Source organism: Caballeronia insecticola, from assembly GCF_000402035.1.
In the GTDB taxonomy this organism is placed as follows: Bacteria; Pseudomonadota; Gammaproteobacteria; order Burkholderiales; family Burkholderiaceae; genus Caballeronia; species Caballeronia insecticola.
Window position 1 is genome coordinate 183,941 of record NC_021294.1, and the last position, 15,177, is coordinate 199,117.

The window sequence follows — 15,177 nt, forward strand, 5'->3', positions numbered from 1 at the left end:
GGATGGAAGTCGTCGTGAAATCGATCGGTACATTGTTTCAAGGTTTCAATTTCGGGCGCTCGCGCTTTGCGGCGTTGATGTGTGTCGCGCTGACGGGCGCCGCCACGTTGCAGGGATGCACGCTGCCGCGCAGCGCGCCCTTGCAGAGCGAAATGAACGCGTCCAGCTCGGACGACAACATTCGTCTCGTCGCCATGACGCCTGCCATCGCCGGCGCCGGCCGCGGCGCTTCGCGCGCGAGTTTTCCGGCGGCATTGCGCGACGCGCTGCCGCTCGACTCCGACCGCATCGCCGTGGGCGATGGCATCGAAATCGTCATCTGGGAGCGTGACGGGCTCGGCGTGTTTCCTGCCGGAGACAACGGCGCGTCGAATCTGGGCGAGTTGCAGGTCGATAGCGCAGGCGACATCCACTTGCCTTATGTCGGAAACGTGCGGGCGCAAGGACTCACGCAGCCGCAATTGCGCGAGGCGATCTTGCGACGCCTGAGCCGGCTCGTCGCGGCGTCGGATGTCGTCGTGCGTGCAACCGCGCGCAAGGGACAGACGGTCACCGTGCAGGGCGATCTGCAAAAGCCGGGCGTGTATCCGCTTGGCCGCGATCTGGTCCGTCTGAGCGATCTGCTCGGTCAGGCCGCGCCGAACCAGACCAACCCCGAGCAACTGGCCATTTCGTTGCGGCGCGGCGGTGCGGAAGGCACCATCCGGCTCGCGGACGTGTATCAGGACCCGGCCAACGACATCGCGCTTCGCCCCGGCGACTCGATCGTGGCGCACAATGTCGTCGAGCAACTGACCGTGCTCGGCGCAACGGGCGTGCAAGGGCGCATCAAACTGACGAAGCGCAATTTCAGCGTGCTCGACGCCATCGGCGAAGCACACGGCCTCAACGATACGCTGGCGAATCCGCGCGGCGTCTATCTGTTGCGCAGCGCGCAGGCCGCTGGGGCCGCGACCGCCGACATGCGTCCCACGGTCTATCAGTTCGACTTCACGCGTCCGGAGCAGATCATGTTGGCGCAGTCGTTCGCGGTGCATGACGGCGATGCTATCCTCGTGTCCGATGCGCCGTACTCGCAAGTCCAGAAGGTGCTGTCCGCATTCGGTTCGACGCTGGGCGTCGCGCGCACGGCCACGGCATTCTAAGGTCGCGTGATGAGCAACGAAGGCCGAATCAAAAACTGGCAGGCGCGGCGGCAGTCGGGCGCCTATCAGCCGGGTGCGGGCGCCGTCGAGCCCACGGCGCGTTCCTCGCACACGAGCACGCCGATGCCGGTCACGACGCTCGGGCGCATTCTCGATGCATTGAGCGTGTCGCCGCATGAAACGCCGCTCGAACGCCGCCGCGTATATGAAATGCTGCAGGCGGAAGGCATCCGCGAGGCGTTGCAGGCATCGCTCGATGAAGCGCTCGTCGATCTGCAAAGGCGGCAATGGCGCACCGCGATTCGGCTGGTCGAAGACGATATCCGCGCGGGCGTCGATGTCTTCAGAGAAGGCTATGCGCCTGCCGCGCTCGCGTCCGCCGAAGCGCGCCTGGCCGATGCCTATGCGAAGCACGAGCGTCGCCGCGTCGAGCAGGAAACACGCGACGCGCGACGGCGTGCGACGCGCGACGACGTCGCGTTGAAGATCGATCTCGCGCCGGCGGACGCCGCCGACCTCGACGTGCTCCGCGCCAGTGCGAACCTGCTGCATGCACGCCAGCGTGCGTCGCATGTCTGCGTCGGGCGCTCGAATCCGCAGGCCTTGTTGCCGCTGCTGATTCTGCAATTGCAGATGATTCAGGGCGAGAGCCGCTTCGCATTGATCTGGGCGCTTGTCGGGCCGGCCGTGCTGTTGACGCTGATTTCGTCGCTTTACTTTTTGATGGGAACGCACTTCGTGCTCGGCATGGACGTGCCGACGTTCTCCTTGCTGGGCGCGACGACCTGGATCATGTTCCGCCAGATCATTTTTCGCAGCAGCGCGAGCTATGTATCGGCGCGCGGCTTGCTGAATCTGCAAGGCGTGACGCCGCTCATGGGCGCGCTCGTCCAGTCGATCATCTATCTCGCGATCTACATGATCGTGTTCGCCATTTTGATCGTGGCCGGGCATTGTTTCGATATCGTCACCTTGCCTTCGAACTGGGCGGCGTTTCTTTGCTTCGTCGCGTCGATGGGCATGGCCGGCGCGGCGATGGGACTGATCTTCGGCGCGATCGCCACCGAATGGCGCTTCTTCCTGAAGCTCGGAACCGCGCTCGAACGCCTGCTCGAAATATTCAGCAGCGTGTTCTTCGTGTCGGAGCAACTTCCGGAGCAGTACCGTGCTTATGTGCTGTGGTCGCCGTTCGCACACGGCATGCAATTGTTGCGCTCAGTGTATTTCGACAGCTACCACTCGAGCGACGCGAGCCTGACCTACTATGTAATGTCGCTCGTGATTCTGGTGAGCGTCGCGCTTGGCGTCGAACGTTTCGCGCGCAGCAACGTTCAGCCGATGTGAGTGCGCCATGATCCATCTCAACCGGGTTTCCGATGCGCCCAGGCTCTTCGGTTCGCAGTCGCCGTTGCTCTCGCAAGCGAGCGTCGATATTCCCCGTGGACGTTACGCATTGCTGTCGCATACGCCGGAACGTCATCGTCCGTTGATCGACATTCTCGCGGGTCTGCGGCCGCCTCGCGAGGGCGTCGTCGAGCATCGGGGACGCGTGTCGTGGCCGCTCGGCCGTCAGGGCTTCATTCGCGGCAAGGCGAGCGGCATTCGCATGATCGAGTTCGTGTGCGCGTTGCATGGGATCGAGCCGGCGGCGTGCATCGATTTCGTCGCCGACATGATCACGCGCCCTGAGCATCTCCATGTACCGATGGAGCACTGGCCGCTTTATACGCGCCAGGAAGTTTCTTTCGCGCTCGCGCTCGCGCCCGACTTCGACGTCTATGTGATCGAGGGCGCCATTCCGTTCGAGCCGTGTCGTTTCACGCGACTGTGGCTCGCATTATTCGAGGAACGTCTCGTTGGCCGGACGCTGATCCTCTCGACTTACCGTCAGCAACAGATGGCGGACTACTGCATCAAAGGTTTGGTTTATGAACGAAGCACCCTTCGAATCGACGACGACCTCGACGCGTGCATCCGTCGATTCCCTTCACGCCAGTCGCGAATCGAATCCGTCGATGCAGCCGACGACGCCTCATCCGACAACAACGCCTACGGCTCAGCCGATTTCTGAGCCGGAACCGGGCATCGAGACACGTCGTCGCGAGCGCGCGGCGGCCGCGCGTGCACGGCGTCGCGGGCGCTGGATCATGCTTGCGCTGATTCTCGCGCCGGTAGTGCTGAGCCTCGTTTATTCGAGCTTCATCGCGCGGCCGCGTTACTCGGCGGAGGCGCGCTTTTCCGTGCGCGCGAGCACGGCGCAGTCGCCGGCGTCGAACGCCGCGAGCTTTCTCACTTCGGGCGACGGCTCCGGTCTCGCTGCGGGTTTCGTCGACGGCTGGGCCGTCAGCGATTTCCTGAATTCGCGCGACTGCATGCTGCAACTCGACCAGAAGATCGGCCTGCGTCAGCGGCTCGCGCATAGCGGCTTCGATATCGTGAACCGCTTGTCGGTGGACGCGTCGCAGGACGATCTTTATCGTGCATACCATGCCGCCGTGAAAGTCTCGTACAACATGATGGAACAGGTGGACGTGATGAAGGTGAGCGCGTATTCGCCTCAGGATGCCGCCATGATCTCGGCGGCGCTGATCGATCTCGCGCAGGACTTCGTCAACCGGATGGATCAGAAGGGCGTGGAAGATGCGCTCAAGGTAAGCCGCGAGGCGGTGGCGCTGGCGCAACGCGAAGCACAAGCAGCGCGCGCGGCGCTCACGAAATGGCGCGTCGACAATCAGAACATGGACCCCGCGGCGAATGCGGCCATGCTGCTGACGTTGTCCGGCCAGATCGAAGCGGAGCTGAGCACCGCGCAGCTCAGTCTCGACAAGATACGTGCGCTCGGCAATCCCGATCATCCGATGCTGGCGCCGACAGCCGCGCAGGTCTTCGCCCTGAAACAGCGCCTCGCCGACGTCCGCCAGCGCATGAGCGGCAAAGGCAACACGCAGGCGACTCAGCTCGAACAATATGAGCAATTGAAGAACGCGCAGGTCTTCGCCGACAGCAATCTCAACGCCGTGCAACAGGGCTATCAGCAGGCATTCACGGACACGCTCAAATTGCAGCGTTATCTCACCGTGATCAGCAAGCCTTTGCCCTCGGACCGTCCCACCAGTCCCGATGCCTTTCTGCTGGCGCTCGAAGCGTTGGCGGTCGGCTTCGCGCTGGCGCTGTTCGTCAAACTAGCGACGAGCGTCGGGCGTTCCTTCTTGCGGGGATAAGCCGACATGGCCGAGCATCGGGACGCGCAGCCGGCAAAGCAGAGCGTGGATGCGTTTGCGGCCTGCAGGCGGGCCGTTCTCAAGAGCGACTGGGCGACAGGTCTCGCCGCGTTCTCGGCCGCCGCCGCAGCCGGTGCGAAGCCCGATGCCGCCGCGCTCGTGTATCGGGCGATCGCGCTGATCCGTTCGCACGATGATCCGTCGCAGGCGATCGCGCAACTCGACGCGGCGCTCGTGCGCGAAGCGAATGTGCGCGACGATCTGAGACGTCTGCTGGTGTCGCCGCTGGTGCGCGAAGGCGCGTTGAGCGCGGCGGCCGATGTTCTGTCCGTCGTGGTCGAGGCATGGCCTGATGGCGCCGATGACCGCCGCTTGCTGTCGAGCCTGCTGGGACGCCTGAAGCGCTGGGATGAGGCCATCGCTCATGCGGATGCGGCCGCGCGCGCCTGTCCGGACGACGCGCCCTTGCAAGCAGCCCGCATTCAATTGCGCCTGCAGGCAGGTCGTGCCGACGATGCCGCACACGTTGCGCGAGCGACGCTTGAACTCGCGCGGCGAAGCGGCAAGCACGCGCACACGTGGCTTATCGCGTTGATGCGCGGCGGCGACACGGCACTGGCCGCCGGTTTCGCGGGCACGCTCGACGCTGACGCTGCGTCCGACGAGCGCGTCGCTGCTGCGATGGTGCAGGCGCTGCTCAACGATGAACGTTTCGATGCCGCCGTCCACGCGGGTGAAGCTGCGTTGGCTTCGGGTCAGGATGGCGCGGCGCTGCGCTCTCAACTCGGGCAAGCCTGTCTCGCGCGCGGCACGCCGGAGGACCGGCATGCGCGCGCGATCGAACATTTCTCACGAGGCTTGGCGCTCGCGCCGGACGACATCCGGCTCGTGTCGCTCCTTGGCGAAACGCTGCTTCGCGCGGGCCGCTACGCCGAATCGATACCGCATCTGCAACGGGCATGCGAACTCGCGCCTGCACTCGAACAGTCCCGCGCGCTGCTCGCCCGCGCGCTGCGCTATGCGGGCCGTCACGCGCAAGCCGCCGATACGCTCGTCACACTCGTCTCGCAACATCCGGAGCGCGGACGCTGGCAACGGCTGGCAGCGGCGGCGCTGTCGCAGGCGGGCAGGCACGACGAAGCGTCGGCGCTGTATGCGGGCTATCTTCGTGCGCGCAGCGCGTCGTTGCCGGCGTCCTTCGACGAAGCCATGGCCGCGCTCGATCGCAAGATCGACACGTTGGCGATTCCGCGCGCGCGGCTCGACTGGGCGTGGTCGCTGCGGCGCGATACTGGCCAACTGACGCGCGCGCAATGGGAACGCGCCGCGCGCTGGGGACATCTGGCCGACCATCTGTTGCTCGAATGGCTCGAATGCCGCGACGACCGGATCGAAGAAGCGTTCAACCTGCTCGGCAGTCTCGATGAAACCGAGCGCGTCCTCATGCCGCTGATGGCGAACGGCAAGGGCGTCGTCGTGGCGACGGCGCATGTCGGCCCGATGTACGCGGGGCTCATGGTTCTGGAACTGCTTGGCATTCCGTCGCGCTGGCTTTCGACCACGCCCGGCGTGACGAGCGCGAAGTACGCGTCCGCGCTCATTTCGACTGCTGACCAAAGCGAGGCGCAGGTGGCCAGGGAAGCATTGCGGGCGCTCCAGTCGGGCTTCGCGGTATGCATTGCAGTCGAAGGCGCGCTCGATCCGGCCGCGCCGCGTGTGCCGTTCGCGGGACAGGAGATCACCTATTCGAGCTTTGCGGCGCGTGCGGCGCATCGTCTGGGCTTGCCGTCCGTGTTCTATGCGCCGCGATGGGAGAACGGAAAGATCGTCGGCACGCTCGAATTGATGCCGGCCGTGCGTCCGGGCGAGGACGTCGAAGTCTATGCCATGCGCTGGCAGCAAGCCTATCTCGGCCACTTGCGCGCGCACCTTGCCGGAGCGCCGGAGAATTTGCGGCTGAGCGGCGGCATCTGGCGGCATGTGCGTCCCGTGGATCGCTCGACACAACCTTATGACGTCGACATTACGCAGGCGCGAACTTAACTCACACGCAGGAAGCGGATATGAAACTCGAGCAGATACTGAACGAACCGAATGTGCCGGCCTGGCTCAAGGACGCCACGCAGCGTGACCTGTGCGAGCGATTATTGTCGGGACGTCATCGCTGGCTTGTTACGGGAGCGGCGGGATTCATCGGCTCGAATCTGGTCGAGACCTTGCTCATGCTGGATCAGGACGTGCGCGGCATGGACAACTTCGCGACGGGCCACAAGCACAATCTCGACGAAGTCAGGAAGCGCGTCGGCGAGACGCGCTGGAGCCGGTTCTCGTTCCACGAAGCCGATATCCGCGACGTGGCCGCCTGCGAGCGAGCGGTCGCCGAGATGGATTTCGTGCTGCATCAGGCTGCACTCGGCTCGGTGCCGCGCTCGGTGAAAGATCCGATCACCACGCACGATATCAACGCATCCGGATTTCTGAATATGCTCGATGCATCGCGTCGTGCGGCGGTGCGCCGCTTCGTGTACGCGGCGTCGAGTTCCACCTACGGCGACGAACCCAATCTTCCGAAACGTGAAGAACGCATCGGCAATCCTTTGTCGCCGTATGCGGTGACCAAGCTCGTCAACGAAATCTATGCGGGCGTGTACGCGCGCACGTATGGTTTTGCGTCGATCGGGCTGCGCTACTTCAATGTGTTCGGTCCGCGTCAGGATCCGAATGGCGCTTACGCCGCGGTCATTCCGAAGTGGATCGCCGCGATGCTTGCCGGCGATGAAGTCCAGATCAACGGCGACGGCGAGACGAGCCGTGACTTCTGCTATGTGGGCAACGTCGTGCAGATGAACCTGCGCGCGGCGCTACGCGAAGACTTGCGCACGAGCGAGGTCTACAACGTCGCCGTGGGAGACCGGACCACGTTGAAAGACCTCTTCCATGTGATTCGCGACGGCTTGGGCAGCCGTGGTTTCGCATATGAAAAAGCGCCTGTTTTCAGGGATTTTCGCGCAGGCGACGTGCGTCACTCGCAGGCGGACGTGTCCAAGGCGCGAGCCGAACTCGGATATGCACCGCTGTTGAACCTGCGCGCCGGCATGAACGAAGCGTTGCCCTGGTACATCGCGAGTCTGACGAATCGATGATGCGACGCTTGACGTTTGCGTTCATCGTCATGATCGCGACGATGTGCGCCGATGCACAAGCGGCGCAGAACACCTGCGAAATCGCGGACGCCGCGTGCCCGATGGTCGCAAGCCTGCTCGCGCAAAGAGAAGGGTACGGCCGCGATGCAACAGGTGGCGTGTCCGCCCGCGTGACGATCGTTTCGTCCGCCGCGGACTCCGGTCCGGGATCGCTTCGTGACGCGCTCGCGCGGGCGCGAGGACCGACATGGATTCGCTTTGCGTCGGACATGACGATTCCACTCGAATCGCAGCTTCGCGTGCCGTCGAACGTCACGATAGACGGCCGTGGGCATCGGGTAACCCTGCTCGATTATGGCTTCGGCATTTACGGACGCTCGAATGTCATCCTGACGCATCTCACGATCGACGGGCGTCTGCGCACGTTCACGCAGGCGGTCGATATTGCCAACGGCTCGCGAAACGTGTGGATCGATCATCTCGATCTTTCGCGTTTTGCGGCGCGACTCGTCAACGTGAAGAACGGTTCGACCGATGTCACCGTCTCATGGGTCAAGTTCCACGACGATGACAAGGTCATGCTCGTCAACAACATCACGTCGAAGAATCTGTTCGAGCACTTCGATCGCGATTCGATTGCGCGTGTGACCATTCATCACAGCTATTTCGTCGACACGATGCAGCGCAATCCGCGCGCGCAATTCGGCACGGTGCACCTCTATAACAACTTGCTTGAGAACTGGGACTTCTATGGCATGAGTTTCAGTCTGGAGGCGAAGGCGCTTGTCGAAGGAAACATCTTCATTAACGCTGCGCGACGCGCTTGCAAGGAGCCGCCATATTTCCCGACCGTCGAGGGCGTGAACGCGAACTATTGCAGCTACATTCCGGTGGCGCCGGGGCGCAGCGCGCTCGCGAACGGCGAGTCGGACCGCAAGAGCTACGAGCAAACGAAGGCTTTGTATGGCTATACGCGGGGTTATAAGGCGTTCATCTCCGCGCGGGACAATCTTTATTTGCGTGACGCGAAAGCCGTTTTAGAAAGCGATCAGCCGGAGAAGGTGCCGGAGCCGTCTTATTGCTATACGTATGACCACGCTTCGCCCGAACTCGCTGAACTGATTCGGACGCAGGCGGGGAATACGGATAACGACGTTTGGCAATCGCGTTGTCGGCGGTGATGAGCGGTTGGGAAATTGTTGATGAGCCCAGATCGCCCGAAACACTAACCCCGCGCCAGCCCCATCGACCAGCGCGGCTCCAACACTCAAGCAAGCTTCCCTGCCGCATCCCGCAACGCGGTCCGCAGCCCTTCCTCGACGACCGGATGATAAAACGGCATCCGCAACATGTCGTCGATGGTGAGCTTCATCTGAAAGGCCCACGCAAGCAGATGCGCGATATGCTCCGCATCCGGTCCGATCCACTCCGCGCCGACGAAGCGGCCGTTTTCACGATCGGCGTACACGTGCATCAGCCCGCGATTCCTGAGCATCACGCGGCTGCGTCCCTGATCCTCGAAGCTCACTTCGCCCGTGACGAAGGACTTCGGCACCAGATCCGCATGACGCGCGCCGACCATCGCGATGCCCGGGTCCGTGAACGCGATGCCCAACGGCGCGCGACGTTCGAGCGGCGCGACATCCGGATAGCGCGCCGCATTGAGTCCCGCCGCGCGGCCTTCATCGGCGGCTTCGTGCAGCAAGGGCAGCACGCCGTTCGCATCGCCTGCAATGAACACCGGGCGCGCGCCGGCCTGCAAGGTCAGAGGATCGTAGACGGGCAAGCCATCCGCATCCAGTTCGAGCGACGTATTGCTCAAACCGAGTCCGCCAACGTTAGGCTTGCGCCCGGCCGCGACCAGCACGTAATCGAACGTATCTTCGATCGTCTCGCCCGCATCCGATACATAACGCACACGCACTTCATCGCCTTCGCGCACGGCCGCTTGCACTTGCGCACGCGGCTCGAAACGAAACGCTTCGCTGAACACGCGCTCGGCATACGCGCGAACGTCAGGGTCGGTCAACGGGCCAACGCGGCCCCGCGCGCCCAGCACGGACACATCAACGCCGAGTCGCGCGAGCGCCTGACCGAGTTCGAGCCCGATCACGCCCGCGCCGATCACCGCGACGCGCCGGGGCAGATCGTTCCATGCGAAGACATCGTCGTTGATGATGGCGCGCTCGCCGAGCGCACGATACATCGCAGGCATCACGGCGCTCGATCCCGTCGCGATGACGATGCTCTTCGCCTGCACCTTCGTGTGCTCGCCGACCTGCAGCAAGTTATCGTCGATGAAGTGCGCGTAGCCGGTGAGCTTGTCTGCGGCGGGCATCGCGTCGACACCCGCAACGACGAAGCCCACGAAACGATCGCGCTCGCCCTTCACGCGCGCCATCACCTCGCGTCCGTCAATGCGCACAGCTCCGTCGATATGCACGCCGAAAGCCGCCGTGTGCGTCGCGTGATGTGCGGCATCGGCGGCCGCGATCAGAAGCTTCGACGGCATACAGCCGACGCGCGCACACGTTGTGCCGTGCGCGCCGCCTTCGATGAGAATCGCCGACGCGCCCGCCGCCTTCGCCGCGCGATACGCCGAAAGTCCCGCGCTGCCCGCGCCGATGATGGCGACATCCGTATGGATCGTGTTCATGGTGCTGTCTCCGAATGGTTGATGCGTTGGATCAATCATCGGTCGCGACGGCCCAAAGGTGAATGCTCGTGCGGATCGAATTCCTGCTCGATCGTCTCAATCCTCCACGGCGCAAAAGTGATGTATTCATCTAGACGTCTCATGCGCGTCACTTTCTCGTCACGTTGAGTTCCTAGAATCTCCCGAACGTTTCAGCGCGCCATTTGAGCGCGCCCATCGAGGGAAGCTATGGACGCAATACGCATCGAGCGTCTCACCAAGACGTTCAGAAACGGGCGCAAGGCGCTCGACTCCGTCGATTTGCGCGTGGAAGAGGGCGAAATGGTCGCGCTGATCGGCGCGTCGGGATCGGGCAAATCGACGCTCTTGCGCCATATCGCGGGCTTTGTCGCTTCCGACCCCGCGCCGTCGCATATCACGCTGCTCGGACGGCCGATTCAGCAGAACGGCAAGATCGTGCGCGAAGTGCGCGCGATTCGCCGCGATGTCGCCTTCGTGTTTCAGCAATTCAATCTGGTCGGACGGCTTTCGGTGCTGACCAACGTGCTCATCGGCGCATTGTCGCGCGTGCCGTTGTGGCATCGTCTGGCGGGCCGTTTTCCGCGCGGCGAGCGCGCGCTGGCGATGGAGTCGCTCACCGCAATGGGCATCGGCGATCACGCGTTCGAGCGCGCAAGCAATCTGTCGGGCGGTCAGCAACAGCGCGCCGCGCTGGCCCGCGCGCTCGTGCAGCGCGCGCGCATCGTGCTCGCGGACGAACCCATCGCATCGCTCGATCCCGAATCCGCGCGCCGCGTGATGGAGCTGATGCAGACGCTCAATCGCGAACGCAAGCTGACGGTCGTCGTGTCGCTGCATCAGATCGATATCGCGATGAAGTATTGCCCGCGCACGGTCGCACTGCGCGATGGGCGCGTCGTCTTCGATGGCGCTTCCGAACGTCTCACGCCCGCGGTGCTGCGCGAACTTTACGGCGCATCGGCGGAGGAACTGCTTACGCATCACGCCGCGCAGAACGCGCGCACGCAGGCCTCTGCGTCGTTCGCATCGGCCGCAGTCTGAAACCCACTCATTCATCCAACCTGGATCGCATCATGAAATCAGCGCGCTTTTTTCTGGCGGGCGCCGCGCTCGCGTCGTGCCTTCTGTCGCAGACCGTGTTCGCCGAAACCATCAGCTTCGGCATCATCTCGACGGATTCGTCGTCCGCGCTCAAGCAACGCTGGCAGCCGCTCATCGACGATCTGAACAAGCAGACCGGTCTCGACGTGAAGGCGTATTTCGCGACCGATTACGCGGGCATTATCGAAGCGATGCGCTTCAACAAAGTGCAGATCGGTTTCTTCGGCAATGCATCGGCGATCGAAGCCGTCGATCGCTCCAACGGCGAAGTCTTCGCCAAGGTGAAGTACAAGAACGGCGAGGCAGGCTATTACTCGCTGCTCATCACGAATGCGAACAGCAAGTGGACGTCGATCGATCAGGTGTTGAAGAACACGCGCGACATCAACCTGGGCTTCGGCGATCCGAACTCGACGTCGGGCACGCTCGTGCCTGCGTATTATTTGTTCGCGAAGAACGGCATCAACGTGAAGACCGCATTCAAGAGCGTGCTGCCGTCGAGCCATGAAGCGAACATGCTCGCGGTCGTGAACGACAAGATCGATATCGCGACCAACAACACCGACATGCTCGACACCATCAAGACGCAGCATCCGGAGCTGTATCCGAAAGTGCGCGTGCTGTGGAAGTCGCCGCTGATTCCGTCGGACCCGCTCGTGTGGCGTCGCGACTTGCCGCAAGCGACGAAAGACAAGCTGCGCAATTTCTTCGACCATTATGCGGAGAAAGACCCGCGCGAGCAGGCGGTGATGACGGCGATCTCGGGCTATTCCGGCTTCGCGGATTCATCCAACGCGCAGCTCGTGCCGATTCGTCAGATGGCGCTGTTCCAGAAGAAGCAGCAAGTGCAGAACGACGCGCATCTCGATAGCGCGGACAAGCAAGCGCAAATCGCCGCGCTCGATCAAAAGATCGCGGCGCTCGACAGCACGGCGGCGAAGTAAATGAAGCCGCTCGACATCGCCCCGTTCGAGGCCGGCATCGGCCGGCCCGTGCAGTCGGTCGCAAAGAAGCGCAGCTGGACGTCGATGCTCGGCTGGATCGTGCTGATTGCCGTGCTCGGTCTCTCGTGGCAAAGCGCCGACATGCGCCCGCTCGATCTGCTCGGCGCGTCGGGCAACATGAGCCAGTTCGCGCGCGACTTCTTTCCGCCCGACTTCACGGAATGGCGCACGTACGTGCATGAAATGAACGTGACGCTCGCGGTCGCCGTGTGGGGCACGGCGCTCGCGCTGGTCTGCGCGGTGCCGTGCGGTTTGTTGTCGGCGCAGAACATCGCGCCTATGTGGATCGCGCAGCCGGTGCGCCGCCTGATGGACGCATGCCGCGCGATCAACGAGATGGTCTTCGCGATGCTGTTTATCGTCGCGGTCGGGCTCGGGCCGTTCGCGGGCGTGCTTGCGTTGTGGGTGCATACGACGGGCGTGCTCGCCAAGCTCTTCGCCGAAGCGGTCGGAGCCGTCGATGCGCGCCCGGCCGAAGGCGTGCGCGCTACCGGCGCGAGCAGTCTCGATGAAATCGTCTATGGCGTGCTGCCGCAAGTGTTGCCGCTTTGGATTTCGTTCGCACTCTATCGCTTCGAGTCGAACGTGCGCTCGGCGATGGTCGTCGGCATGGTCGGCGCGGGCGGTATCGGCGTCGTGCTGTATGAGGCGATCCGCTCGTTCAACTATGCGCAGACGGCCGCGGTGATGCTGATCGTTATCGTGATCGTGTCGCTGATCGATCTTGCTTCGGGCTGGGTGCGCGAGCGCGTAATCTGAACCAGTCTATGAACTTTCGATGCCGAGCGCCGTGATCAGGCGCTCGCGCCGCTCCAGCGCCTGCAGCGAGCGCTTGCCGAGACGGGCCGCAACCAGATTGAGCAGACCCTCGCAGAACACGAGATAGGCGCCCATGCTGTTGCTGAAGAAACTGCTTTCATGCGGGATAAGGAACGCATGACGCGCGGGCGCCACGAGCGGCGACGCGAGCGTGTCGGTGATGGCGATGACGTCGAGCCCGACCTCCTTCGCGGCGAGCGCCGCATCGGCGACGCTGCGCGTATAGGGCGCGACGCTCGCGACAAGCACGACATCGCCGGGCTGCAACTGCGCAAGTCCTTCCGCGACGCCGAGCCCTTGCGAATCGAGCAGTGCGACATCGGTGCGGATCATCCCGAGGCCATAGCACACGAAGCTCGCGAGCGCGCTGAACTGGCGCAGGCCGTGCACGCGCACGCGTTTCGCATTGGCGAGCAGGCGCGCGGCACCGCGCAAATCGTCGGCCGATAACTGCGCGATGAAGCCTTCGACATTGCCGATCGATTCGCGCGCGAGCGACACGACCATATCGACTTCAGGCGCGGCATCGTGCGCGCGCGTCTTGCGGCTCGCAACGATGCGCTCCGCCTGCTGACTATAGAAATGCCGATGCCGCGCGGCGAGGCTGTCGCGAAACACGCTCTGAAAATCGGCGAATCCCGCATAGCCGAGCCGCGTGGACAAGCGCGTGAGCGTGGACGCGTTGATATCGAGCGATGTTGCGAGATCCGTGATGGTGCGCACCGCCACTTCCTCGGGGCGTTCGAGCAGTTTCGCGAGCACGGTATGCGCCTTCGCGCCGAGCGAGACGTTCGCCTCATCTCGGCCGATGCGTATCACGAGCGCGCGCAAGCCATCGACGCTGCGCGGCGGCATCTGCATGTCTGCTTCAGCTTCGCTCGTGCGTTGTCGCTTCTGTTTGCCTGTGTCCATTGATCATCCGGTACCGGGCGGGCTGCCCGGGATGTTCGTGAACTCGCCATTCTATGTGAGACGCATGAATCGTAATGGCGGCGGTGGCGAGCGTGTTTTCGGCGTCGGGGTCGTCGGGTTGCGTGCGATGGATCGGCAATGCAGCATCTTCGCGATCGGCGAGTATCGCGAGCGGATCGATTGCTTCGTTCGATGCGAGCAGCGCATCGCCGCGTATCTGCCGATGATGCGACGAATCCGTGATGATCTGCTTAAAGCCGCGCATCGCGGGATGAATCGCATGATTCGCATGCAGCGAAGGCGTTTGCACTTCAAGCACCGAGCAATCATGCGCGCTGAATTCGACGCTCAACAGCGCCGTGTTCGCGCAAGCGCCGAGCGTCAGATGGAAGCCGCCCGCACGCGGGTTATCGCGCACAATGGAGATGGCTTCATCGAGATTCGCCGCATCGAGAATCGCGCGCGTGAGCACCATGCGCGGAACGCCCGCGACGATGTCACGCTGTCGCAGATTGTTGACGGTCATCGCCAGGCCGGCGTTCGTGACGGCGAACGTGTGTCCCGGCAGCGAGCCGGGATAAACGAAAGCCGCGAATTGCGGGCCGCCTTCGATCTCGCACTGGGCGATCGCGCAATGTCCCGCGAAGCCGGGAGAACCGTCCTCGTTATGAGCGATGTGTCGAACATCCGCGCCTGGACGTTGCACAGTGGTGCAGCCATCCGGCGACATTGCCCAGACATCGCCTCGGCAATTCCAGAGGAAAACGTCTTCGAAGGGCAGGGCGAGGCCGGCAGCCAGCCCTTGAAGTTCGTCCCACGCGCGCGGGAAGCGTTCGCGCACGAGCGCGGCCATTGCGTGATACGTGGCGCTGCCGCGCCATTGCATGACCGTTTGCCACGCATGTGTGTTCAGCAAGTGTGTGTGAACCGCGTAAGCGCCGAAGCGCCCGAGCGCTTCGCCCGCATCGCGCGGTGAGCCGGAGATTTCGATAAAGCCGAGTGCCGCCATAAATTCAGGTGATTCGAGAAAAGTTATTCGACGTGAAGGAAGTCGCGCACGGGAGTTTCATGAGCGATTCCTGGTTGGAGTAGTGACAGTCACGCAGTGCAATCCGATTTGCTTGTATGTATTGTACGCAAATTTATTTGCAACTA

Annotated in this window: 13 protein-coding genes; 10 read left to right on the top strand and 3 right to left on the bottom strand. The window is 63.2% G+C overall.

Going from position 1 to position 15,177, the window contains the following annotated elements; genetic code table 11:
- The first annotated feature begins 14 nt into the window (after nucleotides 1-14).
- From BRPE64_RS14925 to BRPE64_RS14955, 7 genes are all read left to right on the top strand, one after another.
- Nucleotides 15-1,145 carry a polysaccharide biosynthesis/export family protein gene (locus BRPE64_RS14925; protein ID WP_160167930.1) on the top strand — a complete coding sequence of 377 codons (1,131 nt, stop codon included), beginning with the start codon at nucleotides 15-17 and terminating at the stop codon, nucleotides 1,143-1,145.
- A 9-nt stretch (nucleotides 1,146-1,154) separates the two neighbouring features.
- A complete protein-coding gene (locus tag BRPE64_RS14930) occupies nucleotides 1,155-2,489 on the top strand; it encodes an ABC transporter permease (protein WP_044042257.1) in 1,335 nt (444 codons plus the stop codon).
- A 7-nt stretch (nucleotides 2,490-2,496) separates the two neighbouring features.
- Entirely contained in the window at nucleotides 2,497-3,216 is a 720-nt protein-coding gene (locus BRPE64_RS14935) for a P-loop NTPase family protein (protein WP_016354275.1), read from the top strand.
- Nucleotides 3,217-3,292: 76 nt separating this feature from the next.
- Nucleotides 3,293-4,366: a capsule polysaccharide export inner-membrane protein gene (locus BRPE64_RS14940; protein WP_016354276.1), complete on the top strand. Its 1,074-nt coding sequence runs from the start codon at nucleotides 3,293-3,295 to the stop codon at nucleotides 4,364-4,366.
- Between the two features lie 6 nt (nucleotides 4,367-4,372).
- Nucleotides 4,373-6,409: a tetratricopeptide repeat protein gene (locus tag BRPE64_RS14945; protein WP_016354277.1), complete on the top strand. Its 2,037-nt coding sequence runs from the start codon at nucleotides 4,373-4,375 to the stop codon at nucleotides 6,407-6,409.
- A gap of 20 nt (nucleotides 6,410-6,429) precedes the next feature.
- Nucleotides 6,430-7,509 carry an SDR family oxidoreductase gene (locus tag BRPE64_RS14950; RefSeq protein ID WP_016354278.1) on the top strand — a complete coding sequence of 360 codons (1,080 nt, stop codon included), beginning with the start codon at nucleotides 6,430-6,432 and terminating at the stop codon, nucleotides 7,507-7,509.
- A complete protein-coding gene (locus BRPE64_RS14955; RefSeq protein WP_016354279.1) occupies nucleotides 7,506-8,690 on the top strand; it encodes a pectate lyase family protein in 1,185 nt (394 codons plus the stop codon). The genes BRPE64_RS14950 and BRPE64_RS14955 overlap by 4 nt, the downstream gene beginning before the upstream one ends.
- A gap of 86 nt (nucleotides 8,691-8,776) precedes the next feature.
- On the opposite strand, the gene BRPE64_RS14960 is transcribed toward BRPE64_RS14955, so the two are convergent.
- Nucleotides 8,777-10,165, bottom strand: a complete 1,389-nt coding sequence (locus BRPE64_RS14960) for a dihydrolipoyl dehydrogenase (protein WP_016354280.1) — start codon at nucleotides 10,163-10,165, stop codon at nucleotides 8,777-8,779.
- Nucleotides 10,166-10,393: 228 nt separating this feature from the next.
- Here BRPE64_RS14960 and phnC point away from each other — a divergent pair, with 228 nt between their 5' ends.
- The 3 genes from phnC (at nucleotide 10,394) to phnE (ending at nucleotide 13,050) form a co-directional block, all read left to right on the top strand.
- Nucleotides 10,394-11,227, top strand: coding sequence for a phosphonate ABC transporter ATP-binding protein (gene phnC / locus BRPE64_RS14965; protein WP_016354282.1), 834 nt, complete (start codon nucleotides 10,394-10,396; stop codon nucleotides 11,225-11,227).
- A gap of 32 nt (nucleotides 11,228-11,259) precedes the next feature.
- Entirely contained in the window at nucleotides 11,260-12,231 is a 972-nt protein-coding gene (gene phnD, locus BRPE64_RS14970) for a phosphonate ABC transporter substrate-binding protein (protein WP_016354283.1), read from the top strand.
- Between the two features lie 84 nt (nucleotides 12,232-12,315).
- Nucleotides 12,316-13,050, top strand: coding sequence for a phosphonate ABC transporter, permease protein PhnE (gene phnE, locus BRPE64_RS14975; protein ID WP_232519270.1), 735 nt, complete (start codon nucleotides 12,316-12,318; stop codon nucleotides 13,048-13,050).
- Nucleotides 13,051-13,056: 6 nt separating this feature from the next.
- On the opposite strand, the gene BRPE64_RS14980 is transcribed toward phnE, so the two are convergent.
- Together BRPE64_RS14980 and BRPE64_RS14985 are read right to left on the bottom strand one after the other, a co-directional pair.
- Nucleotides 13,057-14,022, bottom strand: coding sequence for a MurR/RpiR family transcriptional regulator (locus BRPE64_RS14980; RefSeq protein ID WP_044042259.1), 966 nt, complete (start codon nucleotides 14,020-14,022; stop codon nucleotides 13,057-13,059).
- Nucleotides 13,979-15,031 carry a C45 family autoproteolytic acyltransferase/hydolase gene (locus tag BRPE64_RS14985; protein WP_016354286.1) on the bottom strand — a complete coding sequence of 351 codons (1,053 nt, stop codon included), beginning with the start codon at nucleotides 15,029-15,031 and terminating at the stop codon, nucleotides 13,979-13,981. Before BRPE64_RS14985 ends, BRPE64_RS14980 begins: the two co-directional genes overlap by 44 nt.
- Nucleotides 15,032-15,177 lie beyond the last annotated feature (146 nt).